Origin of the sequence: Agromyces sp. Root81 (assembly GCF_001429165.1) — a bacterium.
GTDB lineage: Bacteria > Actinomycetota > Actinomycetes > Actinomycetales > Microbacteriaceae > Agromyces.
Map to the genome: position 1 here is coordinate 176,790 of NZ_LMIR01000004.1, position 26,304 is coordinate 203,093.

Consider the following 26,304-nt stretch of genomic DNA (forward strand, 5'->3'; position numbering starts at 1 on the left):
GTGGTGAATCGGGTTCGCGTAGCCGGGGGGGCTGGGCTGTGTCCCCCATTATGTCCCCTCAAACGGGGACATGTCACCCATTTCTCGACTGGGGTACGAAATCACTCCCGAACGGGGGACAAACCACCCGGACCTTGGCCGAGACGTTCAGTGGCCGTCGAGGAATCGGCGCCTCGGGTGCTCCGGCTCCCGGTTGTCGACGACGACGGATGCCACGAGGCGCGGGTCGCTCTCCGCGTACGCGATCTCGTCGGCCGGGTCGATGGGGTCGCCGTCGAGGGCGATCCGCACGTCCCAGAGCTCGGCGAGCCGCTGCCGCAGCAGGAATCGGCCGTCGATGACGAGGATGGCGTCGTCGGGGCCGGTGATCCACTTGGGTTCGACCCATGCGTCACGCGTCGGGTCGAACACGCGGGTCACGAACGCGGTGGACCCGCCGAGGCGGAACGGCTCGACGAGCACCCGGCGCAGTGCCGACTCGTCGAAGCCGTACCGGTAGTAGCGCTCCGGTGTATCCGCGCCGAACACGGCCTGCGCCTCGCGCGAACGGTGGAATCCCTCCATGCTCGCCCGGAAGGTGGCGTGGTCCCGTTCCTCGAGCACGGCGGCGAGGTCGTCGCCGAACGCGGTCTTGCCGCTCTGCAGCGGCCCGTCGATCGCGACGATCATGCGCCCGCGACCGTGATGCTGCAGGATCTCGTCCGCGATCGAGCGGAGGAAGGTGACCCGGGGCGTCGTGACGAGTCGCATGCGATGAGCCTAGCCGCGCATCATCCGCCTCGTCGTAGGCTGGACGGATGCCCCGAACGCCGAGCTCCGACGCGATCGCGCCTGCGATCGTCGACTGGTTCGCGGATGCCGCGCGGCCCCTGCCCTGGCGGGCGGCCGACGTCTCTCCATGGGCGGTGCTCGTGAGCGAGTTCATGCTGCAGCAGACGCAGGTCGCCCGGGTGGTGCCGCGCTGGGAGGCCTGGATCGAGCGGTGGCCGACCCCCGCAGCCCTCGCCGCCGAACCGCCGTCGGAGGCGGTGCGCGCCTGGGACCGCCTCGGGTATCCGCGCCGGGCCCTCTGGCTGCATCGGGCCGCGGTCGAGATCGTCGAGCGCCACGACGGCGAAGTGCCGAACGACCTGGGCGCCCTGCTCGCCCTGCAGGGCATCGGCCCGTACACGGCCCGGGCGATCGCCGCCTTCGCTTTCGGGGAGCGGGTGCCCGTCGTCGACACGAACACCCGCAGGGTCATCGCCCGCGCGGTGACCGGGCAGGCCGAACCGGGGCCGCCCGCGACGACGCGCGACCTCACGGCGATGGAGGAGCTCCTCCCCCGCGACGATGAGTCGGCACGCCGCTTCAACGCCGGAGCCATGGAACTCGGTGCCACGGTGTGCACCGCGCGCGCACCGCAGTGCGAGGCCTGCCCGATCGCCGCCGCGTGCGCATGGCGGGCGGCGGGCTACCCTGCCTACTCGGGTCCGAGGAAGGCCGGGCAGGCCCGGTTCGAGGGCTCCGACCGCCAGGTGCGCGGCCTCGTGATGCGGGAGCTGCGCGCAGCGCACCGCCCGGTCTCGCGGGTCGAACTCGAGCCGGTCTGGGCGGAAGCCGAGCAGCTCGAGCGTGCGCTCACGAGCCTTGTCGCCGACGGACTCGCGATGTGCGAGCCCGACGGCTACCGCTTGCCCGAGGCCTGATCAGCGGGCGGAATCCGCCTCGTCGACGGACTCGTCGTCCTCGTCGAACTCGCGCGGCTTGACGTAGGGGTCCGCCTCGCCGGCGTACTCGGCGGCTGCCGCGAGTTCGGCCGTCTCTGCGTCGCGCGTCTGCGCCTCGCGGAGGAGTGCGCTGATGTGCTCGGCGTTCTCGGGGATCGCGTCGGCGATGAACTCGAGCGACGGAGTGAGTCGTGCCGTGATGTTGCGGCCGACCTCGCTGCGGAGCATCCCGGTCGCCGCCTTCAGCGCCTTGGCCGAGTCTTCGCGCTCCTCATCGGTGCCGTACACCGTGTAGAAGATGCTCGCGTGCTGCAGGTCGCCGGTGACGCGCACATCGGTGATCGTGACGAACCCGAGCCGCGGGTCGCGCAGGCCCTTGTCGAGTCGCTTGGCGACGATCTCCTTGATGCGATCGGCCATCTTCCTGGCCCGTGCCGGATCCGCCATGTCCCTCAGCCTTTCTTCTCCCCAGGGCGATGCGCCCTTGGGGTCCCTGATTCTTCACTCCGGTGAATCGGGGTAGGGGTCCCCGCTCTTCACCGGAGTGAAGAATCAGGGACCCCATCCACGAGTTACGCGCGGGGCTTCTCCCGCATCTCAATCGTCTCGATCTCGTCACCGACCTGGATGTCGTTGAACTTGCCGAGGCCGATGCCGGCCTCGAAGTCCGTGCGGACCTCGGTGACATCGTCCTTGAAGCGACGCAGCGACTCGATCGCGAGGTTGTCGCCGACGACGACGCCATCGCGGATGACGCGAGCCTTGGCGTTTCGCGTGATCGTTCCCGACCGCACGATGACACCGGCGATGTTGCCGAACTTCGAGGAGCGGAACACCTCGCGGATCTCGGCGACGCCCGACTGGACCTCTTCGTACTCGGGCTTGAGCATGCCCTTCAGCGAGTCCTCGATCTCGTCGATGGCGTTGTAGATCACCGAGTAGAAGCGGATGTCGACACCCTCACGAGCCGCGCGTTCGCGCGCCTTCGTGTCGGGGCGCACGTTGAAGCCGACGATGATCGCGTTGTCGATCGTCGCGAGGTTGACGTCGCTCTCGGTGATGGCACCCACACCGCGGTGGAGGATGCGCAGCTGCACCGAGTCGTCGACCTCGATCTTCATGAGCGACTCTTCGAGCGCCTCGACGGCACCCGACACGTCACCCTTGATGATGAGGTTGAGCGACTCGACCTTGCCCTCTTCGAGTGCACGGGTGAAGTCCTCGAGCGAGATGCGCTTGCGGGCCTTGGCCAGCTGGGCGTTGCGCTCTGCGGCTTCGCGCTTCTCGGCGATCTGACGCGCGGTGCGGTCCTCCTCGGTGACGAGGAAGGTGTCGCCGGCGCGCGGCACGCTCGAGAGGCCCTGCACCTGGACGGGGCGCGACGGAGTCGCGGCGAGCACGGGGTCGCCGTTCTCGTCGACCATCGCACGGACGCGGCCGTAGGCCGTGCCTGCGACGATCGCGTCGCCGACCTTCAGCGTTCCCGACTGGATGAGCACGGTCGCAACCGCACCGCGGCCCTTGTCGAGCTTCGCCTCGATGGCGACACCGCGAGCGTCCTTGTTCGGGTTCGCACGCAGGTCGAGACCGGCGTCGGCGGTGAGGAGCACTGCGTCGAGCAGGTCCTGGATGCCGATGTTCTCGCGAGCCGAGACGTCGACGAACATCACGTCGCCGCCGTACTCCTCGGCCACGAGGCCGAACTCGGTGAGCTGCTGGCGCACCTTGGCCGGGTTGGCGTCGGGCTTGTCGATCTTGTTCACCGCGACGACGATCGGCACGTTCGCCGACTGCGCGTGGTTCAGCGCCTCGACCGTCTGCGGCATGATGCCGTCGTCGGCCGCGACCACGAGGATCGCGATGTCGGTGACCTGCGCACCACGTGCACGCATGGCGGTGAACGCCTCGTGACCCGGGGTGTCGATGAAGGTGATGGCGCGGTCGATGCCCTCGTGCTCGGTGTGCACCTGGTAGGCACCGATGTGCTGCGTGATGCCGCCGGCCTCGCCTGCGACGACGTTCGCGTTGCGGATCGCATCGAGGAGTCGGGTCTTACCGTGGTCGACGTGACCCATGACGGTGACGACCGGGGGACGCTGCTGGAGGTCTTCGTCGGTCTCGTCCTCGAGCTCCTGGTCGAGGTCGATGTCGAAGCCCTCGAGGAGCTCGCGGTCCTCGTCTTCAGGCGAGACGACCTGGATCTTGTAGCCGAGCTCCTCGCCGAGCACCTGGAAGGTGGCCTCGTCGAGCGATTCGGTCGCCGTCGCCATCTCACCGAGGTGGAACAGCACCGTCACGAGCGAACCGGGGTTCGCGTCGATCTTGTCGGCGAAGTCCGAGATCGAGGAGCCGCGACGCAGACGGATGACCGTGTTGCCGTCGCCGCGGGGAACGCTCACGCCGCCGAGCGACGGGGCTTCCCGCATCTCGAATTCGGCCCGCTTCGTCCGCTTCGACTTGCGCGACTTGCTCTTGCCGCCGCCACGACCGAAGGCACCTGCGGTGCCACCGCCTGGGCCACGGCCACGACCGCCGCCACCCGCGGGGCGCGGGCCGCCGAAGCCGCCGCCGGGTGCGCCGCCGGGGCGCTGGAAGCCACCGGCTCCACCGGGACGTGCGCCGGCGCCTGCGCCTGCACCACCGGGGCGCTGGAAGCCGCCGCCGGGGCGACCGCCCGCACCGGCCGGACGCGGAGCGCCGGGACGCGGCGAACCGGGTCGCGGCGCCTGCGGGCGCGGGATGTTGCCGGGGCTCGGGCGCTGGCCCATGCCCTGCGCGCTCGAGAAGGGGTTGTTGCCCGGGCGCGGCTGAGCCGGGCGCGAGCCCATGCCCTGCGAGCTCGAGAAGGGGTTGTTGCCGGGGCGGGGCGTACCGGCGCCGGGACGCGGTGCGCCCGGACGCGGTGCTGCCGCTGCACCGGGCTTCGGGGCGCCGGCGGCGGGCTTGGCCTCGTCGCCTTCGGTCGAGGGTGCCGCAGGGGCATCCGTCGACTTCTCGGCTGCGGCCTGCGCTGCGCGCTCCTCGGCCTGGGCCTGGCGCTCGGCGACCGTCAGCGGCGCCTCGGCGACCGGGGCCTCAGCGACCTCGACCGGCGCCGGGGCCTCGGGTGCGGCCGGACGCTTCGGAGCCGGCTTGGGGCCGGGCTTGGCGCCGGAGGACGCTGCGGGTGCAGCGGGAGCCGGAGCGGCAGGAGCCGCCGAAGCGGCCGCGCCTGCAGCCTCGAGCGCCGCCTTCAGGCGACGTGCGACGGGGGGTTCGATGGACGACGAGGGTCCCTTGACGTACTCGCCCATCTCCTTGAGCTTCTCAAGGGCGATCTTGCTGTCAACACCGAGTTCGGATGCGATCTCGTGTACGCGTGGTTTGGCAGCCACTTCTCTCCTGTTCCGGGCTGCACCCGGACAGGGGCAGCCGTCTAATGACGGACGGGGCTCATTTCGAGCCGCTCATGAGTTGTTGTCACTCATTGGTAATCACTGCGCCGTTCAGCCTGTTCTCTACGTTGCTGGTGTCCACCTCGCCGCGAATGCGGAGTGCACGCCCGAAGGCGCGTCGCCGCACGGCGAGCCGGTAGCACTCGAGTGACGGATGCAGCCACGCACCCCTGCCCGGAAGCACAGCCGCATCATCTGCGATGACGTGGGAGTTCTGGGTGACGACCCTCAGAAGTGAGGACCGTGGGGCACGCGAACGGCATCCGATGCACGTTCTGACGGGTTCCATCTTACACTCTGCGCTGTCCGGCCGCCGACGGCGGCCGATCGGTGGATATGGCGACGGCCGCTCGGCGGCCGTTGGACTCAGTCCGACTCGAGGACCGAGTCGGGCTGGATGTCGATCTTCGCGCCCGTCAGCTTCGCGGCGAGGCGGGCGTTCTGGCCCTCCTTGCCGATGGCGAGCGAGAGCTGGTAGTCGGGCACGAGGGCGCGCACGGCGCGCGTCGCCTCGTCGATCACGAAGGCGCTCGTGACCTTCGCCGGGCTCAGCGCACTCGCGACGAAGGTCGCGAGGTCGTCGTTCCAGTCGACGATATCGATCTTCTCGGCGCCGAGCTCCGCCGTGACGGCGCGCACGCGCTGGCCGAGTTCGCCGATCGCGGCGCCCTTGGCGTTGACGCCGGGCTGCGTGGCGCGCACCGCGATCTTCGTGCGGTGGCCGGCCTCGCGGGCGAGGGAGACGATCTCGACGACGCCGGAGGCGATCTCGGGCACCTCGAGTGCGAAGAGCTTGCGCACGAGAGCGGGATGCGTGCGCGAGACGGTGATCGAGGGGCCCTTGAGGCCCTTGGCGACGCTCGTCACGTAGACGCGGATGCGCTGGCCGTGGAGGTACTCCTCGCCGGGCACCTGCTCTTCGGGCGGCAGGATCGCCTCGACCGTGCCGAGGTCGATGTGCACCATGCGCGGGTTCGGACCCTGCTGGATGATGCCGGCGACGATGTCGCCCTCGCGTCCGCGGAACTCGCCGAGCACGGCGTCGTCGGCGATGTCGCGCAGACGCTGGTTGATGACCTGCTTCGCGGCGAATGCGGCGATGCGGCCGAAGTCGCTCGGGCTGTCTTCGGCCTCGCCGACGACGTTGCCCTCTTCATCGAGCTCGGGAACGAACACCGAGACGTGGCCGGTCTTGCGATCGAGGTGTGCACGCGCGCCATCGGGATTCGCGTGGCCGTGCTGGTCGGGGTGCGTGTGCTTCAAGTAGGCCATGAGAATGGCCTGCTCGATGATCTCCACCAGCTCGTCGAATGGGATCTCTTTCTCGCGCTCCATCATCCGCAGCACGCTGAGGTCGATATCCATGAACCCGGCCTCCTCTATTCAGCTCTCACGCCGCTTCCCCTCGGAGCGGACAGGACTCTACGGTACCGGATGTCCGGCCCCTCGGGCAGCCATGCCGGGCGCTCCGGCGCAGGCGATGGAGGGATCGCGCCTCAGTCCGGCGGGGTCGGCGGGCTGTTCACCCACACGAGTTCGGCCTCGCCGTCGCCGTCGTTCGCCACCCGGTGCGGAGTGCTGCTCGAGAACACGATGCTGTCGCCCTCGGCGAGCAGGTGCACCTCGTCGGCGAGCTCGACGCGCACTCGCCCGCGCAGCACGAGCAGCACCTCCTCCGATTCACCGTGGCGATACTGTGTCGGGCCGGTCGATCCGCCGGGTTCCATGGTCACGGCGTACATCTCGACATGCCCGAACGGCGGCTCCGTCAGGAACGACTTCGTCATGCCGTCGCTCGCGGTGAGCGTCCGGCGCGCGTCGGCACGCACGACCCGCGCAGCCGAGACCGGGCCCGGTTCGACGAGGTCGGCGAGCCCGACGCCGAGCGCGTCGGCGAGTCGGCGCAGCGTCGAGATGCTCGCGTTGGCGCGGCCCGTCTCGAGCTGGCTGATGAACCCGGAGGTGACTCCGGCCTGCTCGCCGAGCGCGCGCTGCGAGAGGCGACGGGCCACGCGATAACGACGGACCTGTTCGCCGACATCGTTGCCGGTCACTCCCCCACCTCCAAGTCACAGATCACGGATGCCGCGCGGCGCCGGACCGGCCGCCGTCGCGAGAAGTTGGGGGTTGACGCACTGACGAGACATCCTGCTCAATTGCACTAAGCAACATGTTAAGCAGCACCGATCTCAAACCCACCACGGATTGCGAGGCTCTCATCATGACAGGTTCCAGAGGCACCACCCCGCTCAGCGCACGGCTCGGCCGCATCATCCGCGCCCATGCCGAAGCCGACCGCACGGGCGTCCCCGTCGACGACGTGCTCGGGCGCGAACCCGAGTCGTCCGGGGGTCTCAGCCGGCGCAACGCCCTCATCGCCGGAGGTGCGATCGGCGCCGGCGCGGCGCTCGCCATGGCGACGCCCGCCCACGCCGCAGCGGCCAAGCCTGGCCCGACGCCGCGCGTCGTGATCGTCGGCGCCGGCCTCGCGGGCGTGCGCGCCGCCCATTGGCTCTGGCGGGTGAAGGGCATCGCATCGACCGTCTACGAGGGCAGCGCCCGAGCCGGAGGCCGTTGCTACAGTCTCCGTGGCCACTTCGACGACGGCATCGTCGTGGAGCACGGCGGCGCCCTCATCAACACCGACCACAACGCCACGCGCAACCTCGCGTCGAACCTCGGCCTGAGCCTCGATGTCGTCGCCGGCGGCAGCTACCAGGGCTGGGACGACAAGTACTGGATCGACGGCGCCGATTACCCGTACGACGACGCGAACGCCGACTGGGGAGTCGTCTACCAGGCCTTCAAGTCCGCACTCGCGAGCGCGCCGTACTGCCAGACCTACGACAGCCACACCGCGGCCGGTGTCGCCCTCGACCAGCTGAACGTCGACCAGTGGCTCGCCGCGAACGTGCCCGGCGGCCTCTCGAGCCGCTTCGCCAAGCTGATGCAGTCCAACGTGATGAGCGAGTACGGCCTCGAGCCGCACGAGCAGTCCGCGCTGAGCCTCGTGTACCTGCTCGGGTGGAACGCGCAGAACAGCCTCTCGCCGGTCAACGGCGCCGACGAGAAGTACTCGGTGAACGGCGGCAACGACCTCCTCATCTCCCGCATGCTCGAAGAGCTGCCCGCGAACACCGTGCGCTACGGCTACAAGCTCACCGCCGTCAAGCGCAACGCCGACGGCACCGTGCGCCTCAGCTTCCAGGTCGGCAACACCACCGTCGACCAGACCGCCGACCGCGTCATCCTCGCGCTGCCGTTCACGACCCTGCGCGACTGCGACCTCAGCCAGTCCGGATTCTCGGCGCTGAAGCTGCGCACGATCAACGAGGTCGGCCTCGGCGCGAACGCGAAGGTGCACGTGCAGGTGAGCCACCGGCCGTGGGTCGACCAGGGGTACGGCGGCGCCGCCTACACGAACACGAGCGGATTCCAGTGCGGCTGGGACGACACGGCCGACCACCCCCTGCCGACCGGTGTGTTCAACTTCTTCCCGTCGGGCGACCAGGTCAAGGCGTGGACGGGCAACGCCTTCGGCCCGGCGGGCGCATCGCAGGTCAGCGGCCTCCTCGCGCAGGCCGAGCCGATCTTCCCCGGCATGACCGCCGCATACACCGGCAAGTCCTACCGCGACTTCTGGTGGGCGAACCCGTGGTCGAAGGGCTCGTACACGGTGCTGCGGCCCGGGCAGTACACCTCGCTCTTCGGCGCCGGTTCGGTGCCGGAGGGCAACGTGCACTTCGCGGGCGAGCACACGAGCGTCGAGTACTTCGGGTTCCTCAACGGAGCCGTCGTGTCGGGCGAGCGCGCCGCGAAGGCGGTCGCGGCGTAGAGCCGGGTTCCCGGGTGACGGATGCCCCGCGGCATCCGTCACCTCCGTCGAGTGCTGCGCGTCCCAGCTACGCGCGCCAGACCTGCACGACCGAGGGTCGCGGCGCGGCGACGAGGCCGGTGTCCGGGCGGTGCGACGGCACGTAGTCGGGGAAGTAGGAGGTCGGCGCGCCGACCGTGCCCTCCTCGCCCGGGTGCTGCACGGCGACGAAGACCATGCCCTCCTGGTCATGGATGACCGGCCCGCAGGTCTCGGCGTCGCGCGGCACCGAGAGGAACTGCTGCACGCGGCCGCGGTCGGGCCCCTCGAGCGGCACCTTGAAGAGTCCGTCGTTGAATCCGATCTTGCTGGGCGCGCCGTCGGTCGAGATCCAGAGGTTGCCTTCGGAGTCGAACGCCACGTTGTCGGGGCAGGAGATCGGCGACACGAGCTCCTTCGGGAACCCGGCGAAGTAGGTGTTCTGGTCGACCGCCGGGTCGCCGCAGAGCAGCAGGATGCTCCAGCCGAATGCGGTGCCCGACTGGCCGGCGGTCTCGGTCAGCTCGATGATGTGCCCGTTGCGGTTGCCCGTGACCGGGTTGGCCTCGTCGATCGTCGCGAGTGACCGCGACGAGTTGTTCGTGAGGGCGACGTACACCTTGCCGGTCTTCGGGTTGGGCTGCACGTCCTCGGGGCGGTCCATCTTCGTCGCGCCGACGGTGTCGGCAGCGAGGCGCGTGAAGACGAGCACCTCCTCGGTGCTCATGCCGGAGATGACGCTCTCGCCGTCCTGCGTGAGCGGGATCCACTGGCCGGTGCCGTCGAAGAGGCCGTCGGCGGGGAGCGCTCCGGTGCCGGTGATCTCGGCGGCCGGCGAGTTGCCCGTGAACTTCGCGACGTACAGGTCGCCCTCGCTGAGCAGCCCGAGGTTGTTGCGGCGCGCGACGGGGGTGCGTCCCGGGTCGAACGTGCCCTTGGAGACGAACTTGTAGAGGTAGTCGTTCGTCTGGTCGTCGCCCATGTATGCGACCGCGCGGCCGTCCTCGGCGATGATGACGTTGGCGCCCTCGTGCTTGAAACGGCCCATCGCCGTGTGCTTGCGCGGCGTCGAGGCCGGGTCCTCCGGGTCGATCTCGACGATCCAGCCGAAGCGGTTGGGCTCGTTCACGAAGCCGGCGTCGTGCGCGTCGAAGCGCGGGTCGATGCGTTCGAACGTGTAGGTCGACTTCGCGCTGGGCGTGGCGCGGTAGCGCTTCTGCCCCGCGGTGTCGGCGGCCCAGGCGAAGTAGCCGTCGAAGTTCTCCTCGCCCGAGAGCGCGGTGCCCCACGGCGTGGTGCCGCCGGCGCAGTTGCCGAGCGTGCCCTTCACCCAGCGGCCCTCGCCGTCCTCGGCGGTCTTCACGAGATCGGTGCCGGCCGCGGGGCCGGTGAGCTCGAATACGGTGTCGGCGGTGATGCGGCGGTTGCGGCGACCGTCGACGAGGTAGCGCCAGGGCTGGCCGAGCTTGCTGCGCCGCAGCTCCACGACCGAGAAGCCGTGGGCGGCCTTGTAGATGACGGCGCGACGGTCGAGCTCGGCGGTGTCGCTCGTCGCCGGGAACATGATTCCCGGGTTGACGTACTCGTGGTTGTTCACGAGCACGCCGGTGCGACCGCTCCGATCGGCGATGATGTCGAGGTAGTCGCAGTTGTAGCCGAACTGGCCCGCCTGTGCCTCGGGCGTCTGGTTGTCGAAGTCGAGGGCCGGCACGCTGGAGAACAGCGGGTCGCCCCAGCGGATGATCGGCGCCCACGTGTACCCCTCCGGCACGTTGAAGTCGTCGACGATCTTCGGCACCGGCGAGATGGCGTCGAACGGCAGGCCGCCCGGGGCGCCCGAGGCTCCGCCACCGGGGGCGGCGACGGCCGCGCCGGTCGGCGTCGCGGCGGCGAGCGCGATGCCCACGGCCCCCGCGGCACCGAGCCCGAGCAGCGCGCGCCGCGACAGTGCGGCGGAGGCGATCTCGCGGAAGGCGGGGTTCGAGGACGTGTTGCACTCGGGGCCGAGACAGGCGTTGCCGCACTTGAAGTGGCACGTCACCGGCGAACGCTTGCCGCGCACGTGATCGGCCATCGGAAGCAGCTGGATGTCGGTGATCGTCACGGATCGGTCCTCACGTTCGTGGTCGGGATTCCACTCTGCAGAGTGCTCGCGGAAACCGAATCCGCATCAGACGACGGTTGAACGCGCGGTGAACCCGCAGTGAACGATGCCGCTCCACGACGCGACATCCACTGCACGGGACGAGCGAGCCGCACCAGCAGCACTGAACCGCCCGCTCCCACCAGGTGGGAGCGAGCGGTTCAGGTGACCGAGCCGGCGTCAGGCGAGTGCTGCAGCGACCTCGCCGATCGGCACCTGCGTGCGCTCGCCGCTCGCGCGATCCCACACCTCGACGATGCCGTCGGCGACGCCGCGACCGACGATCACGATCTTCGGCACGCCGATGAGCTCGGCGTCGCCGAACTTCACGCCGGGCGAGACCTTGGGGCGGTCGTCGAAGAGCACATCGCGACCGGATGCCTCGAGCTCCGCCACGATCGTCTCGGCCGCGTCGAAGACCGTGTCGTCGCGGCCGGTCGCGACCACGTGCACGTCGAAGGGCGCCACGGCGGAGGGCCAGATGAGGCCCTTGTCGTCGTTGTTGTCTTCGGCGATGATCGCGAGGATGCGGGTGACGCCGATGCCGTAGGAGCCCATCGTGACGGTCGCGAGCTTGCCGTTCTCGTCGAGCACCTTGAGTCCGAGCACCTCGGCGTACTTGCGCCCGAGCTGGAAGACGTGGCCGATCTCCATGCCGCGGGCGAGTTCGACCGGGCCGGAGCCGTCGGGCGCGGGGTCGCCGGGCAGCACGTTCGACGCCTCGACGGTGCCGTCGGCGACGAAGTCGCGGCCGGCGACGAGCCCGAAGACGTGCTTCTGGTCGACGTTCGCTCCGGTGATCCACTCGGTGCCGTCGACGACACGGGGGTCGACGAGGTAGCGGATGCCGGTGGCGGACTCCTCGCCGAGCACGGCGCCGCCCTCGGACCACGGGCCGATGTAGCCCTTCACGAGACCGGAGTGCTTCGCGAAGTCGGCGTCGGTCGCGGGCTCGACCTCGCCGGGGGCGAAGGCCACCTCGACGCGCTTCATCTCGACGTCGCGGTCGCCGGGCAGGCCGATCACGACGAGCTCGCGGGTGCCATCGGGCTGGACGACGGCGAGCACGACGTTCTTCAGGGTGTCGGCCGAGGTCCAGGCGCGCCCGTCGGGCCGCGGGTACTCGGCGTTCGCGAGGTCGACGAGGGTCGCGATCGTGGGGGTGTTCGGGGAGTCGAGCACGAGCGGTGCCGGTAGCCCGTCGAACGGGATCGACTCGGGCACGATCGTCTCGAAGGCCTCGACGTTGGCCGCGTAGCCGCCGGCGGAGCGCACGAAGGTGTCTTCGCCGACGGGGGTCGGGTGCAGGAACTCCTCGCTCTTCGAACCGCCCATCGCCCCGGCATCCGCCTTGACGATCACGTACTCGAGCCCGAGCCGGGCGAAGATGCGCTCGTAGGCGTCGCGCTGGGCCTGATAGCTCGCGTCGAGCCCCTCGTCGGAGATGTCGAAGGAGTAGGCATCCTTCATGGTGAACTCACGGCCGCGCAGGAGGCCGGCGCGGGGGCGCGCCTCGTCGCGGTACTTGTCCTGGATCTGGTAGATCGACAGCGGCAGGTCCTTGTAGGAGTTGTAGAGGTCCTTCACGAGCAGCGTGAAGACCTCCTCGTGCGTTGGCGCGAGCAGGTAGTCGGCGCCCCTGCGATCCTGCAGGCGGAAGAGCGTGTCGCCGTACTCGGTCCAGCGGTTCGTGACCTCGTAGGGCTCGCGCGGCAGCAGCGCGGGGAAGTGCACCTCGTGCGCGCCCGCGGCCGTCATCTCCTCACGGATGATCGCCTCGATCTTCGCCTTCACTCGCAGTCCCAACGGCAGCCAGGCGAACACGCCTGGCGCCTGGCGCCGGATGTAGCCGGCGCGCACGAGCAAGCGGTGGCTCGTGACTTCGGCGTCGGCGGGGTCTTCGCGGAGCGTACGGAGGAAGTAGTTCGTCAGACGTGTGGGCACCCGACGATTCTACTGAGCACTTGGATGCCTCCTGCCCGGGTTCGCCCGGAACGACTCAGGTGAGGTCGGCGTCGATCACTTCGGCGCCGGCCTCCGCGAGGTGACGGTTGACCTGGTCGGCCCAGTTGATCAGGTCGAACAACGCGGTGTCGAGACTCTCGAGCACTTCCACCACGGGAGCGGGCACCTCGCCGTCTGCGAACTCCTCGATGAGCCGGTAGGCGTCGTCCCGGGCGTTGGCAGCGTTCTCGATGTGTCGGGTGTTGATCGTCATCCCGGCACTCTATCTGCGACCGGCTTCGCGGGGCTGCTCGTAGGCTGGGGGCCATGCCGAGCCGCCGAACGCACGTCACGGACTCCGTCGCGCAGAGCGAACTGGCCGTCGCCCTCGCCCGGCTCCGTGCCGAGCTGGACCTGCCGGAGGCATTCGCGCCCGAGGTGCTCGCCGAGGCCGAGGCGGTGCGCGCAGACGATCCCGGCGCCGACCTGCGCGAACTGGCGTTCATCACGATCGACCCGGCGGGATCGACGGACCTCGACCAGGCGCTCCACATCGCACGACGGGCGACCGGGTTCCTGGTGCACTACGCGATCGCGGATGTCCCCGGCTGGGTGATCCCCGACGGCGCCGTCGACCGTGAGGCCCGGCGCCGGGGCCAAACCCTGTACGCCGCCGACGGCCGCGTGCCGCTGCATCCGGTGGTGCTCAGCGAAGACCGTGCATCGCTGCTGCCCGGTGTGGACCGCACCGCATTCGTCTGGGCGTTCGAGCTCGACGAGCGAGGCACGGTGACCCGCACACGGCTCACCCGGGCGACGATGCGTTCACGCGAACAGCTCACCTACGAGCAGGCGCAGGCTCGCATCGACGGGGGCGACGGCGATTCCCCGCTCGCGCTGCTGCGCGAGGTGGGGCTCCTCCGCATCGAGGTCGAGCGCGCCCGCGGCGGTGCGAGCCTCAACTCACCCGACGAGGAGATCGTGCGCACCTCGGGCGGCGGCTACTCACTCGAACGCCGGCATCCGCTGCCGGTCGAGGAGTGGAACGCCCAGCTGTCGCTCATGACGGGCATGGCCGCCGCGCAGCTCATGCTCGAGGCCCGTGTCGGAGTGCTCCGCACGATGCCGAAGCCGAGCGAGGAGCGCATCGCCGCCTTCCGTGCGCAGACTCACGCGCTCGGCCGACCGTGGCCGGAGCCCATCTCCTACGGCGAGTACCTCCGCGGGCTCGACCGCGACGATCCCGCCGCGCTCGCCGTGATGCAGGCGGCATCCGGCCTCTTCCGCGGCGCCGGTTACCTCGCCCTCGACGGCACGGTCCCGCCCGACCCCGTGCAATCGGCGCTCGCGGCGCCGTACGCCCACGTCACCGCACCGCTGCGGCGACTCGTCGACCGCTGGGGCCTCGTCGTGTGCGAGGCGCTCTGCGCCGGGCGCGAAGTGCCCGAGTGGGCGCGCTCATCGCTTCGCGAGCTGCCCTCGCTCATGGGCGCCTCGGCGCAACGTGCGAGCCGCCTCGACGCCGAGTCCATCGCGCGCGTCGAAGCGGCCTTGCTGAGCGCGCGAGTCGGAGAGCGCTTCATCGCGACCGTGCTCGAGGTGCGCGGCGAGCGAGCGGTGCTCCAGCTCGCCGATCCGGCAGTCACCGCCACCTGTCCCACGCCCGACGGGGTACGCGCCGGCACCGAACTCGAAGTGGAGCTGCTCGCGGCCGACATCGCCACGGGCACGATCGAGTTCCGCGCGGCCGTCGCTGCCTGACCGGCCGGGCCGCTCGCAACGCGGCGCCCGTCAGACGCCTTCGACGTCCTCCTCGTCGCCGAGCGCGAACGTCTCGAGGTCGTCCTCCGCCTCCGTCGCAGCATCGTCGGTGCCCTCATGCAGGGTGCCCATGCCGTCGGGGTAGCCCGCCGTGTCGGGGTACTCGAACTCGCTGCCGTCGCCGCTCATCGCGGTCTCCTCTCGCGATCGGATGCCCGGGGCATCCGCTGCCGCCCACGATACGCTCGGGCGGCGCGCACGACTACGGGGTGACGACCTCTGGAGTGCCGACCGGCGCGTCGGCGCCCATCTCGTCGGCGATGCGGTTGGCCTCTTCGATGAGCGTGGCGACGATCTCGGACTCGGGAACGGTCTTGATGACCTCGCCCTTCACGAAGATCTGGCCCTTTCCATTGCCGGATGCCACGCCGAGGTCGGCCTCGCGGGCCTCGCCCGGGCCGTTGACGACGCAGCCCATGACGGCGACGCGGAGCGGCACCGTCATGCCTTCGAGACCGTCGGTGACGTCGTTCGCGAGCTTGTACACGTCGACCTGGGCGCGACCGCACGACGGGCACGAGACGATCTCGAGCTTGCGCTCGCGGAGGTTCAGCGACTGCAGGATCTGCAGGCCGACCTTGACCTCTTCCACCGGCGGTGCCGACAGCGAGACGCGGATCGTGTCGCCGATGCCCTCGCCCAGGAGGATGCCGAACGCCGTCGCCGACTTGATCGTGCCCTGGAACGCCGGGCCCGCCTCGGTGACGCCGAGGTGCAGGGGCCAGTCGCCCCGCTCGGCGAGCATGCGATAGGCCTTGACCATGACGATCGGGTCGTTGTGCTTGACCGAGATCTTGAAGTCGTGGAAGTCGTGCTCCTCGAAGAGGCTCGCCTCCCACACCGCCGACTCGACGAGCGCCTCGGGCGTCGCCTTGCCGTACTTCTCGAGCAGGCGGGGGTCGAGCGAACCGGCGTTCACGCCGATGCGGAGGGAGACGCCCGCGTCCTTCGCCGCCTTCGCGATCTCGCCGACGCGGTCGTCGAACTTGCGGATGTTGCCGGGGTTGACGCGCACGGCGGCGCAGCCGGCGTCGATCGCCTGGAACACGTAGTTCGGCTGGAAGTGGATGTCGGCGATGACCGGGATCTGGCTCTTCTTGGCGATGATCGGCAGGGCCTCTGCGTCGTCGCGGCTCGGCACGGCGACCCGCACGATGTCGCAGCCCGACGCGGTGAGCTCGGCGATCTGCTGCAACGTGGCGTTGATGTTGGTCGTGGGCGTCGTCGTCATCGACTGAACGCTCACCTGAGCGCCGCCGCCGACGAGCACCTTGCCCACCTTGATCTGGCGCGACTTGCGTCGCGGGGCCAGTACCTCAGGGACTTTGGGCATTCCGAGATTCACAGCAGGCACGAGACGAGTCTACTTCCGTACGGGTGGTCGGCGGATGCCACGCGGATCTGTCGACCCCGAGATGCGGTGGGCCGGCCCAGTCGATCACTCGGACAACATCGCCACCAGCGCGTCGCGGAACGCCTCGGGGTGCTCGAGGTGCGGCGAATGCCCGCAGTTCTCGAGTTCGAGCTCGGTGACCCGGCCGCCCGCATCCGAGTAGCGATCCAGCACGGCACGGGTCTGGGAGATCATCGGCTGGGCCGGCGCGACCTCCTCGCCCGGCCAGCCGGGGATGATGCCCGCCGCGCCCAGCTGGTTCAGGTCGAAGAAGGAGGCGTCGCCCACGATCGCGTCCTGCGCGCCGTGGATCCAGAGGATCGGCGGCTTCGCCGCGAGGTCGACGATGCCGCTCGTGTCGAACACGGGCGGCGCCATGGTGTTCAGCACGCCGCGGCCGCCCGGCGCGAATCCCGGCCAGTTCTCCGACGGGGTCGAGTCCCCCGGGTAGTTGTCGAGGCCGATCGCCGTCGTCAGCATCGACTCGACCCAGACGTCCTCATGCTCGGAGACGAAGCCCGGCGCGACATAGCTCGAGCGGTACACGGCACGGGGCGACCCCGGCTCGTCGCTCCGATCGCCGGCCTCGAGCCTCGCCACGAAATCGGGGTTCACTCCCCCGCCGCCGGTGCCTGCGGCATCCGCCGTCTGGAGCGAGCCGTCGAGCACGGTGCCGCCGAATCCGTACGGCGACACCGTCGACTGCAGCGTGAGGCTCGCCACGAGCTCGGGCCGGTCGAGCAGGAGCTGCATGACGACGCCGCCGCCCATGCTCCAGCCGACGAGGTGCACGGCGCCGAGATCGAGGGCGTCGATGACGGATGCCACGTCGTCGGAGAAGTCCCGCAGCCCGCGGGTGGCATCGACCGGCAGCGTCACGCTGTCGCCGAAACCGCGCAGGTCGACGGCGTACGCCGCGATCCCGGGCGGCAGTGCGAGCATCATCGGCTGCCAGAACAACGACGACGACACGTTGCCGTGCACGAAGACCACGGACGCCGACGGGGCGTCCGCCCGCCGTTCGAGCACGCCGGCGACGAGGCGCGGCGTCTCGACCCGGCGAGCGACGATGCCGGGGAAGATCGTCTCGACCATTGCGCGCGAGTCCGTTCAGTCCGTGATGAGCGGGGGCTCGGTGGCGGCGACGACCTCGTCGACCGTCACACCGGGGGCGCACTCGACGAGCCGCAGCCCTTCGGGCGTCACGTCGATGACGGCGAGGTCGGTGATGATGCGGTCGACGACGCCGCGGCCGGTGAGGGGCAGCGAGCACTCGTGCACGATCTTCGGCGAGCCGTCCTTGGCGACGTGCTCCATGAGCACGATCTTGCGGCGCGCGCCGTGCACGAGATCCATCGCACCGCCCGGGCCCTTCACCATCTTGCCGGGGATCATCCAGTTGGCGAGGTCGCCTGCAGCGGAGACCTGCATGGCGCCGAGGATGGCGGCGTCGATCTTGCCACCGCGGATCATGCCGAAGCTCGTCGCCGAGTCGAAGTAGGCGGCACCGGGCAGCACCGTCACCGTCTCCTTGCCCGCGTTGATGAGGTCGGGGTCGACGGCGTCGTCGCTCGGGTACGGCCCGACGCCGAGGATCCCGTTCTCGGACTGCAGGAGGATGGTGACCCCGTCGGGCACGTAGTTCGGCACGAGCGTCGGCAGGCCGATGCCGAGGTTCACGTAGGAGCCGTCGGCGAGTTCGCGAGCGGCCCTGGCGGCCATCTCGAAGCGGGTCAGTGCCATCTCAGTTCCCCTCTCGCACGGTGCGACGTTCGATGCGCTTCTCGATGTCGGAGCCGACGACCACGATGCGGTCGACGTAGATGCCGGGCAGGTGCACGGCATCGGGGTCGAGCTCGCCGGCCTCGACGATCTCCTCGACCTGCGCGATGCAGATGCGCCCTGCCATCGCGGCGAGCGGCGAGAAGTTGCGCGCCGACTTGTCGAAGACGAGGTTGCCGTACCGGTCGCCCTTCAGCGCGTGCACGAGCGAGTAGTCGGTCGTGATCGCCTCCTCGAGCACGAACTCGCGCGGCGCTCCGCCGACGTCGAACGTCTGCACGGGCTTCACGGGGCTCGCGACGGCGATCGTGCCGTCGGCGTGGTAGCGCCGCGGCAGCCCGCCCTCGGCGACCTGCGTGCCGACGCCGGTCTGGGTGAAGAACGCGGCGATGCCGCTGCCTCCGGCCCGCAGCTTCTCGGCGAGCGTGCCCTGCGGCGTGAGCTCGAGCTCGAGCTCCCCCGAGAGGTACTGCCGCTCGAACTCCTTGTTCTCACCGACGTACGACGAGGTCATCTTGGCGATGCGCTGCTTCGCGAGCAGCACGCCGAGCCCCCAATCGTCGACGCCGCAGTTGTTCGAGACGACGGAGAGCCCGTCGACCCCTGCGTCGAGCAGGGCCTGGATCAGCACCATCGGGATGCCGCAGAGTCCGAATCCGCCGACGGCGAGACTGGCCCCTGAAGGGATGTCGGAGACCGCCTCTTGAGCGGACCCGACGACTTTGTCGAGTGTCACGATGCACCTTCCTGTGTTTCCGCCGCCTCGATGCGGGCACGGATCACAGGGATCACGCTACCCGCGCCGGGCTCGGTCATCACGATCGTGTAGTGGTTGACGTCGGCGACCTCGTGCACGGCGAGCTGCGGCATCCGCTCGGCCCAGTCGGCGAGCATCGACTCGGGATACAGCGGCGCCTGGTCCTGGAGCCCGCGTGCAGCTCGGAAGAAGTCGACCGGGCCGGGCAGCGCTGTCAACGCCTCCACGTACCCGTTCGCCCCATCGAGCTGCACCACGTTCTCGGCGACCGCTTCCGCCACGGCGGAACTGCGGAGGTTCGGCTCCTCGCCCTCGAGGTCGTACTCGACGTAGCCCACGATCGCATCGTTCCAGTACGGCCCGAGCGCCGGATGCCGCCGCCAGAAATCGACGTAGTCGGCCCGCGAGCGGAAGGTCATCGAGAGCCGCTCGAGTGCCGGGCCGAGCATCACGGCCGGGAGCTGATCTGCGGGCACGCCCGCCGGATTCGGCACGGGCAGCCCGCCGTCGACGAGCGCGACGCCCGCGACCCGATCGGGATGGCGCTCGGCGAACCGGACCGAGACGAACGCACCCATCGAGTGGCCGACGACGAAGGCGCGGTCGACGCCGAGCGCGTCGAGCATCGCCGCGATGTCGTCGGCGTGGCGCTCGATGCCGTACGGCCCCGGCAGCGCGTTGCTGCGGCCACGACCGCGCAGATCAGGTGCGATCACGCGCCGGCCGTCGAATCCGTCGGCGACGACGTCCCAGCTGCGATGGGTCGCTGTGATGCCGTGCACGGCGAGCACCGGGAGCCCCGTGGCATCCGCTCGCCACTGCCCCCCGGAGAACATTCCGCCTTCGACCGGCACTGCGAACGAGGTTCGGGTCATCGGGCACTCCATCCGCCGTCGATCGTGTAGCTCGCACCGGTGACCATGCCCGCGGCAGGTCCGGCCAGCCAGCGTGCCAGGCCGGCCACCTCATCGGGTTCGACGAGTCGCTTGACCGCGGACTCCGTCAGCATCACCTTCGGCAGCACCTCCGCATCGGTGAGGCCGTGCAGCCTCGCCTGGTCGGCGATCTGCCGCTCGACGAGCGGGGTGCGGACGTAGCCCGGGTTGATGCAGTTCGAGGTGACGCCGTGTGCACCGCCCTCGAGCGCCGTGACCTTCGAGAGGCCCTCGAGACCGTGCTTGGCCGCGACGTAGGCCGACTTGAACGGCGAGGCCCGCAGCCCGTGCACGCTCGAGATGTTGATGACCCGGCCGAAGCCGCGTCCGTACATGCCGGGAAGGACGGCCCGGATGAGCAGGAACGGCGACTCGAGCATGAGTCGCATGATGAAGGCGAAGCGCTCGGGCTCGAACTCCTCGATGGGGCGCACGTGCTGGATGCCGGCGTTGTTGACGAGGATGTCGGCGTCGAGCGAGAGGTCGGCGAGCGCGGCCGTGTCACTGAGGTCGACCTGCCACGCCTCGCCGTCGAGGTCCGCCGCCAGGCGCTCGGCCGCCTCGCCGTCGAGATCGACGATGGTGACGTGGGCACCTGCGTCGGCGAATGCGCGGGCGCAGGCCTCCCCGATGCCGCTCGCTCCTCCGGTGACGAGCGCACGGCGCCCGCTGAGATCGGTCACGATTCCTCCATGTCTGCCGCGCCGCTGCGCGGACCCGTTCCATCTGTGTCCTTCGGGCCGCCGCCACGGGTCGGTCGGCCGAGCGCGCCTTCGATGAACCGCATCATCTCGTCGAGCACATCGGGCGGCACGGCTCGAGTGCCGCTCGCCGTCGGATCGGCGTCGTCGCCGGGCGCGGCGTCGCCGTCGCCCCAGAGCACCCACCGCATGCCGATCATCTCGCCGATGCCCATGAGCGCCCATGCGGCCACGGTCGGGTCGATGTCGCCGATCTCGCCGTCTTCGCTCGCCTCGCGGAGCCCGTCGATGTAGCCCTCCACGATGCGCGTGTAGTGCAGGCGCAGGGCATCGGGCGAGACGAGTTCGGCCTCGCGCACGACGCGGTAGAGCGCTGGATGCTCCGCCGTGAACCTGAAGAACGCCGCGAAGCCCGCGCGCTCGGCCTCGATGCGGTTCGTCGCCCCGCGCGTGCCCTCGCTCATGGCCTGTCGCACGCGATGGTTCAGGTCTTCGACGAGCTCGTTGAAGATGTCGAGCTTCGTGTCGAAGTACAGGTAGAACGTGCCCTGCCCGACGCCGGCCCGGTCGGTGATGCGCGAGACGGATGCCTCGTGGTAGCCGTTGGCCGCGAAGACGTGTTCGGCGGCCTCGAGCAATCGGCGGCGGGTCTTCTCGCCGCGTGCGGTGCGGGGTGCGGCACTCATCGTGCATCCTCTCGAAGGTGCGTGGCTTCAGAACCGGCATCGGCGGCGGCGATCTTCGCGGCGCGCTCGACGAGCACTCGCCGCAGCACTTTGCCGGCCGTCGATCGCGGCAGTTCCTCGATCAGGTGCACGTCGCGCGGCACTTTGAACCTGGCGAGCGAGTCGCGGGCGAAGTCGGTGAGCTCGGAGGCATCCGTGACGCGGCCGCGGCCGACGACGACCCATGCCGCCCCCACCTCGCCCCAGCGGTCGTCGGGGACGCCGACGACGGCGACGTCGGCGACGGCCGGGTGGCGCCTGAGCACCGCTTCGACCTCGGCCGGCGCGACGCTCTCGCCCCCGGACAGGTAGATGTCCTTGATGCGGTCGATGATCGTGAAGTACCCGTCGGCGTCGCGGCGCACGAGGTCCCCGGTGTGCAGCCATCCGTCGCGGAGGACGGCCTCGGTGCCGACCGGATCGCGGAAGTACCCTGCGAACACCGATGGTCCGCACACGAGCAGCTCCCCTTCGGCTTCGCCGTCGAGATGTTCTCCGGTCACGGGATCTGCGACGGCGACATCGACGTGCGGGTAGGGCTTGCCCGCCGATCCCGCATACGCGCGGGCGTCCTCGTCTCGCAGGCAGAGCACATTCGGCGAGGCCTCGGTGAGGCCGTAGCCCTGCGCGAGCGTGACACCGCGGGCATGCCAGACGTGGAGCAGGGCCTGCGGTATCGGCGCACCGCCGACGACCGCGTGCTCGAGGCTCGAGAGATCGGTGCGCGCGAAGTCGGGGTGCTGCGCGAGGAAGAGGTAGTTCGCCGGCACCCCCATCATCGTCGTGATGCCGCGCTCCTGGATGAGGTGCAGCACCCGGCCGGGTTCGAACGTGCGCTCGAGCACGACCGTCGCACCGGTCCACCACGCGAGCAGCAGTTGGACGTTCCATCCGCCGACGTGGAACTGCGGCATCACGGCGAGCACCGTGTCAGCCGCGCGGAGCTCTGACGTGCGTGAGAACGACAGGTTCGTCCAGAAGCAGTTGGCGTGCGTGAGCACGGCGCCCTTCGGCGTGGATGTGGTGCCGGAGGTGAAGATGATGAGGAGTGCGTCGTCGTCGGCGACCTCGAGACGAGTGGACGGCACCTCCGCACCGCTGCGAGCGGGCGCCGGGACCTCGGTCTCGACGCCCTGCGCGCCGAGCGCGGTAGTGGGGATGCGTCGCACGACCCGGGCGAGCGTCGCCCTGGCGAGCGACTCGAACTCGCTCTCGACGAGGAGCAACGCGGGTTCGACGATCTCGAGCTGGGCGGCGAGCTCCTGGGCGGCGAGTCGCCACGAGAGGGGAACGAGCACGAGGCCGGCCTTGGCGCAGGCGAAGAAGAGCACGACCTGGTCGGCGCTGTTGCCGGTGAGGGTGGCCACCCGGTCGCCGATCGCGAAACCGGCCTCCCGGAACGCCGCCGCGAGCCGATCGGCCCGCTCATCGAGTTCGCCGTAGGTGACGACGACGCCGCGGTCGTCGATCGCGATGCGCTCTGGGGTGGTGCGTGCACGATCACGCGTCCAGCGTCCGAGAGTGTGGCGTGCGTCAGGCATCTGCGGTCTCCTCCGCTTCGGCCGGGTGCTGCTTCCGGCCCGTCCGCATGCGCTGCGGGATGCCGGCGATCCCCCCGGGCAGGAACAGCACCACGAGGATGAAGAGCGTTCCCAGAATGAACAACGGCTCGGAGAGCGGGATCCGGAGCACGTCTGGCAGGGCCGCGATCGCGTCCGAGCCCGCAAGCGCCGTCAGTCGCTGGTCGAGCAGTGTGTAGACGATACCGCCCACGATCGCGCCCCAGCGATACCCCACCCCGCCGAGCACGACGATCACGAGGAGATTCAGCGTGAAGTCGACGGTGGCGATGCGAGGCGTCGCACCGGACTGCAGCAGCACGTACCCCATCCCGGCGACCGCCGCGAGCACGGATGCCACGATGAAGATGAGGAGCTGCAGCCGATATGGGCGGATACCGAGCACCCGCACGCGCAGTTCGTTCTCGCGTGTCGCCTCCGCGACATGACCGGCGCGGCTCTTCTCGACCCAGAGCACGACGAGATAGACGAGGACGAGCACGCCGAGCGCCACCCAGTAGAGGTTGCGCGTGTTCATGACGCCCACGAGTGCGTCGGGCACGTTCGTGATGTCGAGTGCGAGCCCTTCATCACCGCCGGTGGCGCCTCCGGGGTTGCGTCTGATGAGCACGGAACCCGCTTGGGCGAACGCGAGTGTGACCATCGCGAAGGCGATGCCGGTGACCCGAAGTGCGAGCGCCCCGACCGTCGCGCCGAGCACGAGACCGGCGACGAGGGTCACGATGATCGACACGAGGAAGATGAGCTCGCTCGGCCATTCGACGGGTGCGAAGGCGTCGAGTGCCATGCCCAGCCCGTACGCGCCCGCTGCGAAGAACAGGGCGTGGCCGAACGACAGCAGACCCGCGAGGCCGAACATCATGCGATAACTCAGGGCGAGTGCCGCGATGAGCATGGCGTAGGCGAGGAGCTGCAGCGTGCCCGGCGTGTAGGTCGGACCGGGCAGCACGCCAGGGATGTCGATCGCGAGGAGTGGGAGCAGCGCGAGCAGCACCACGAGTGCCGTGCCGCCGAGCGCGAGCCAGAGGGGCCGGCGGGCGGATGCCGCGGTGCCGGCCGGTGCCGTCGTGGAATCGGATGCCGCGGCATCCGTCGTCTGCCGGGCGGAGCCCAGCGTCTGTCGATCGTTCATGCGACCTTCCCCAGGAGTCCGCGCGGGCGGACGAGCAGCACCGCGGCGAGGGCGATCACGACGACGAGGTCGCCTGTGCCGCCGAGGTAGAAGTTGGCGAACTGCTGCAGCACGGCGACGAGCACCGAGGCGATCGCGGCGCCCGTGAGCGAACCGAGCCCGCCGATGACGGTGACGATGAACGCGAAGATGAGCAGCGTCGAACCGAGATGCGCCGACACGTAGCCGTAGTACACGGAGGACAGGACCCCGCCGAGCCCGGCGGCAGCCCCGCCGATGGCGAAGACGAGCGTGAACGAGCGGCGCACGTCGATGCCGAGCGCGGTGACCATCGAGCGGTTCTCGACACCGGCGCGGATGATGAGGCCGTACCGGGTCCTCCGGAGGAAGAGCACGATGCCGCCGAGCACGAGGAGTGCACAGGCGATCAGCAGGAACCGGTCGTTCGGGATCTTGGCACCGAGGATCACGGTGGTCTGGCCGAGCCAGTCGGGCTTCTCGGTGTAGATCGGGTCGGTGCCCCAGATGCCTTCGAAGAGCGCGACGCTCGCGAGCGAGAGGCCGACGGTCACGAGGGCCTGCTCGATGTGGCGTTCGTAGAGCCGTCGGATCAGGAGGTACTCGGTGAGAGCGGCGACGATCGCGCCGACGGCGATGCCGACCAGCGCCGAGACGGCCAGCCCCAGCCAGGTGCCGTCGGAGACGCGGCGCCCGACCTCCCAACCGAGGAACGCCGAGATCGTGAGGAACGAGCCGTGGGCGAGGTTCAACACGCCCATGAGGCCGTAGATGAGCGAGAGCCCGCTCGCCACGAGGAAGTAGAGGGCGCCGAGTCCGAGGCCCGTGATGACGAGGAGGACGACGGTGCTCATCGGCTGCTCCCTTCTGCGGCCGCATCCGCATCGTGGACGCCGAGGTATCGCTGGATGCGATCCTCGTCGTCGAGCAGGTCAGCGGCCTCGCCCGTGAAGACGACGCGGCCGCCGGAGAGCACGACGACCCGGTCGGCGAGCGCCCTGATGACGTGCAGGTTCTGTTCGACGAGGAGCATCGGCACGGTACGTGCGGCTTCGGCGAGCGCGACGGCGACCTCATCGACGATCTTCGGGGCGAGGCCCTTCGTCGGTTCGTCGACGAGCAGGAGCCGGTTCTCGTTCACGAGCGCCCTGGCGAGGGAGACCATCTGCTGTTGCCCTCCGGAGAGTGTGCCTGCACGTTGTGCACGGCGATCGTGGATGTCGGGGAAGAGCTGTGCGACGAAGTCGCGGCGCGGCCGGTCGTCGCGTTCGGCGAGTCTGAGGTTCTCGCCGACCGTCAGGGAGCCGAAGACCTCGCGGTCCTCCGGCACGTAGCCGACGCCCTGTTGCACGATGCGGTGCGTCGGGAGGCGGTCGATGCGGTGCCCGTCGAGCGTGACCTCGCCGGTGCGATCGATGAGCCCGAGGATGGACCTGATCGTCGAGGTCTTGCCGACGCCGTTGCGCCCGAGCAGGGCGGTGACGCCCGTGGCGGGCACCTCGAACGAGACGTTCTCGACGACCTGCTGGCCCGCGATGCGACCCGACAGCCGGCGCACGGTGAGGATCGGCGCGCTCACACCGCCTCCCCGAGGTAGGCGGACTGCACGGTCGGGTTCGCCATGACCGCTTCCGGGGTGTCGACGGCGAGCAGCTCGCCGTGATGCATGACGGCGACCCGGTCGACGAGCCCGAGCACGACCTCCATGTGGTGCTCCACCATGAGTACGGTGCGCCCGCCCCGATGCAACCCGCGGATGACCTCCGTGAGGGCGGGCACGTCGCCGGAGGAGACCCCCGCCATCGGCTCGTCGAGGAGGATCACCTTGGGGTCGGTCGCGATGAGCATGGCGATCTCGAGCTTGCGCTTCTCACCGTGAGCGAGCTCCGCCGCCCCGGCGTCGGCACGATGCTCGAGTCCCACCTCGGCGAGGCAGTCGAGTGCACGTCGGCTCGCATCATCGCTCGCCCTCGGAATGCGGAAGACCGAGGTGGCGCCGCCCAGGTGCGCCTGCGCGGCGAGGCGCACGTTCTCCCGTGCGCTGAGGCCGGGGAACAGGCTCGACGTCTGGAATGTGCGCCCGAGTCCGGTTGCCGCCCGGCGATGGATGGGCACCCGTGTGACGTCGGCGCCGTCGATGGCGACGCGGCCGCCGGTCGGGCGGATGACGCCCGAGATGACGTTGAACAGGGTGGTCTTGCCTGCACCGTTGGGGCCGATGACGCCGAGCATCTCGCCCGGCGGCACCTCGAGGGAGACGTCGTGGAGGATGCGGGCGCCGCCGATGCGGAGTCCGATGTGCTCGAGGCTGAGCATCGCTTCGTTGGTCATGGTCGCCTTACTGCGAATCGGGAAGGAGCGGCGGCCGCGTTCGGGT

At 69.9% G+C, this 26,304-nt stretch carries 25 protein-coding genes; 3 read left to right on the forward strand and 22 right to left on the reverse strand.

The genetic code is table 11. The features are described 5' to 3' along the window. Window positions 1–147: 147 nt before the first annotated feature. Window positions 148–750 (reverse strand): hypothetical protein, encoded by a 603-nt coding sequence (locus tag ASE14_RS17670; protein ID WP_056658262.1) that lies wholly within the window; start codon window positions 748–750, stop codon window positions 148–150. Window positions 751–797: 47 nt separating this feature from the next. Between ASE14_RS17670 and ASE14_RS17675 the strand changes: the two genes are divergently transcribed. After that, on the forward strand, window positions 798–1,688 hold the full coding sequence (locus ASE14_RS17675) for an A/G-specific adenine glycosylase (protein WP_056658265.1): 891 nt from the start codon (window positions 798–800) through the stop codon (window positions 1,686–1,688). Here ASE14_RS17675 and rbfA read toward each other — a convergent pair whose 3' ends face one another. The 5 genes from rbfA to ASE14_RS17695 form a co-directional block, all read right to left on the reverse strand. Then, a complete protein-coding gene (gene rbfA, locus ASE14_RS17680; RefSeq protein ID WP_056658268.1) occupies window positions 1,689–2,156 on the reverse strand; it encodes a 30S ribosome-binding factor RbfA in 468 nt (155 codons plus the stop codon). It lies immediately after the preceding gene. A 125-nt stretch (window positions 2,157–2,281) separates the two neighbouring features. After that, window positions 2,282–5,083: a translation initiation factor IF-2 gene (infB, locus tag ASE14_RS17685; protein ID WP_056658271.1), complete on the reverse strand. Its 2,802-nt coding sequence runs from the start codon at window positions 5,081–5,083 to the stop codon at window positions 2,282–2,284. An 85-nt stretch (window positions 5,084–5,168) separates the two neighbouring features. Next, window positions 5,169–5,432 (reverse strand): YlxR family protein, encoded by a 264-nt coding sequence (locus ASE14_RS20195; protein ID WP_082601026.1) that lies wholly within the window; start codon window positions 5,430–5,432, stop codon window positions 5,169–5,171. A 77-nt stretch (window positions 5,433–5,509) separates the two neighbouring features. Then, window positions 5,510–6,508, reverse strand: coding sequence for a transcription termination factor NusA (gene nusA / locus ASE14_RS17690; RefSeq protein WP_056658274.1), 999 nt, complete (start codon window positions 6,506–6,508; stop codon window positions 5,510–5,512). 131 nt (window positions 6,509–6,639) lie between these two features. After that, window positions 6,640–7,197: a helix-turn-helix domain-containing protein gene (locus tag ASE14_RS17695; protein ID WP_082601027.1), complete on the reverse strand. Its 558-nt coding sequence runs from the start codon at window positions 7,195–7,197 to the stop codon at window positions 6,640–6,642. Between the two features lie 167 nt (window positions 7,198–7,364). Here ASE14_RS17695 and ASE14_RS17700 point away from each other — a divergent pair, with 167 nt between their 5' ends. Beyond that, complete coding sequence (locus tag ASE14_RS17700; RefSeq protein ID WP_056658277.1) at window positions 7,365–8,978, forward strand: FAD-dependent oxidoreductase; 1,614 nt, start codon at window positions 7,365–7,367, stop codon at window positions 8,976–8,978. Window positions 8,979–9,045: 67 nt separating this feature from the next. Here ASE14_RS17700 and ASE14_RS17705 read toward each other — a convergent pair whose 3' ends face one another. The 3 genes from ASE14_RS17705 to ASE14_RS17715 all read right to left on the reverse strand — a co-directional run bounded on the left by ASE14_RS17705 (window position 9,046) and on the right by ASE14_RS17715 (window position 13,357). Then, window positions 9,046–11,070: a PhoX family phosphatase gene (locus tag ASE14_RS17705; protein ID WP_056659214.1), complete on the reverse strand. Its 2,025-nt coding sequence runs from the start codon at window positions 11,068–11,070 to the stop codon at window positions 9,046–9,048. A gap of 249 nt (window positions 11,071–11,319) precedes the next feature. Beyond that, window positions 11,320–13,083, reverse strand: a complete 1,764-nt coding sequence (locus tag ASE14_RS17710) for a proline--tRNA ligase (RefSeq protein ID WP_200953377.1) — start codon at window positions 13,081–13,083, stop codon at window positions 11,320–11,322. A gap of 55 nt (window positions 13,084–13,138) precedes the next feature. Then, a complete protein-coding gene (locus tag ASE14_RS17715) occupies window positions 13,139–13,357 on the reverse strand; it encodes a hypothetical protein (RefSeq protein WP_056658279.1) in 219 nt (72 codons plus the stop codon). Window positions 13,358–13,410: 53 nt separating this feature from the next. Between ASE14_RS17715 and ASE14_RS17720 the strand changes: the two genes are divergently transcribed. Continuing rightward, complete coding sequence (locus ASE14_RS17720; RefSeq protein ID WP_056658282.1) at window positions 13,411–14,844, forward strand: RNB domain-containing ribonuclease; 1,434 nt, start codon at window positions 13,411–13,413, stop codon at window positions 14,842–14,844. Window positions 14,845–14,874: 30 nt separating this feature from the next. On the opposite strand, the gene ASE14_RS20720 is transcribed toward ASE14_RS17720, so the two are convergent. From ASE14_RS20720 to ASE14_RS17780, 13 genes are all read right to left on the reverse strand, one after another. Then, window positions 14,875–15,033: a hypothetical protein gene (locus ASE14_RS20720; RefSeq protein ID WP_157373078.1), complete on the reverse strand. Its 159-nt coding sequence runs from the start codon at window positions 15,031–15,033 to the stop codon at window positions 14,875–14,877. A 73-nt stretch (window positions 15,034–15,106) separates the two neighbouring features. Next, on the reverse strand, window positions 15,107–16,237 hold the full coding sequence (gene ispG, locus ASE14_RS17725; protein ID WP_056658285.1) for a flavodoxin-dependent (E)-4-hydroxy-3-methylbut-2-enyl-diphosphate synthase: 1,131 nt from the start codon (window positions 16,235–16,237) through the stop codon (window positions 15,107–15,109). A gap of 105 nt (window positions 16,238–16,342) precedes the next feature. Further along, complete coding sequence (locus ASE14_RS17730) at window positions 16,343–17,392, reverse strand: alpha/beta fold hydrolase (RefSeq protein WP_056658289.1); 1,050 nt, start codon at window positions 17,390–17,392, stop codon at window positions 16,343–16,345. Between the two features lie 15 nt (window positions 17,393–17,407). Beyond that, the gene (locus ASE14_RS17735) at window positions 17,408–18,040 is read right to left on the reverse strand and encodes a CoA transferase subunit B (protein ID WP_200953378.1); all 633 of its coding nucleotides are present in this window, start codon (window positions 18,038–18,040) and stop codon (window positions 17,408–17,410) included. Between the two features lies 1 nt (window position 18,041). Next, window positions 18,042–18,815, reverse strand: coding sequence for a CoA transferase subunit A (locus tag ASE14_RS17740; RefSeq protein ID WP_056658292.1), 774 nt, complete (start codon window positions 18,813–18,815; stop codon window positions 18,042–18,044). After that, window positions 18,812–19,711, reverse strand: coding sequence for an alpha/beta hydrolase (locus ASE14_RS17745; RefSeq protein WP_235511470.1), 900 nt, complete (start codon window positions 19,709–19,711; stop codon window positions 18,812–18,814). The genes ASE14_RS17740 and ASE14_RS17745 overlap by 4 nt, the downstream gene beginning before the upstream one ends. After that, on the reverse strand, window positions 19,708–20,454 hold the full coding sequence (locus ASE14_RS17750; protein ID WP_056658297.1) for a 3-hydroxybutyrate dehydrogenase: 747 nt from the start codon (window positions 20,452–20,454) through the stop codon (window positions 19,708–19,710). The genes ASE14_RS17745 and ASE14_RS17750 overlap by 4 nt, the downstream gene beginning before the upstream one ends. Next, window positions 20,451–21,158, reverse strand: coding sequence for a TetR/AcrR family transcriptional regulator (locus ASE14_RS17755; protein WP_082601029.1), 708 nt, complete (start codon window positions 21,156–21,158; stop codon window positions 20,451–20,453). Before ASE14_RS17755 ends, ASE14_RS17750 begins: the two co-directional genes overlap by 4 nt. Further along, window positions 21,155–22,738 carry a class I adenylate-forming enzyme family protein gene (locus ASE14_RS17760; protein WP_056658300.1) on the reverse strand — a complete coding sequence of 528 codons (1,584 nt, stop codon included), beginning with the start codon at window positions 22,736–22,738 and terminating at the stop codon, window positions 21,155–21,157. The genes ASE14_RS17755 and ASE14_RS17760 overlap by 4 nt, the downstream gene beginning before the upstream one ends. Then, window positions 22,731–23,909: a branched-chain amino acid ABC transporter permease gene (locus tag ASE14_RS17765; protein ID WP_082601030.1), complete on the reverse strand. Its 1,179-nt coding sequence runs from the start codon at window positions 23,907–23,909 to the stop codon at window positions 22,731–22,733. Before ASE14_RS17765 ends, ASE14_RS17760 begins: the two co-directional genes overlap by 8 nt. Continuing rightward, entirely contained in the window at window positions 23,906–24,781 is an 876-nt protein-coding gene (locus tag ASE14_RS17770) for a branched-chain amino acid ABC transporter permease (RefSeq protein WP_056658303.1), read from the reverse strand. The genes ASE14_RS17765 and ASE14_RS17770 overlap by 4 nt, the downstream gene beginning before the upstream one ends. Then, window positions 24,778–25,506, reverse strand: a complete 729-nt coding sequence (locus tag ASE14_RS17775) for an ABC transporter ATP-binding protein (RefSeq protein WP_056658305.1) — start codon at window positions 25,504–25,506, stop codon at window positions 24,778–24,780. Before ASE14_RS17775 ends, ASE14_RS17770 begins: the two co-directional genes overlap by 4 nt. Further along, window positions 25,503–26,258, reverse strand: a complete 756-nt coding sequence (locus ASE14_RS17780; protein ID WP_056658309.1) for an ABC transporter ATP-binding protein — start codon at window positions 26,256–26,258, stop codon at window positions 25,503–25,505. Before ASE14_RS17780 ends, ASE14_RS17775 begins: the two co-directional genes overlap by 4 nt. Window positions 26,259–26,304: the final 46 nt, after the last annotated feature.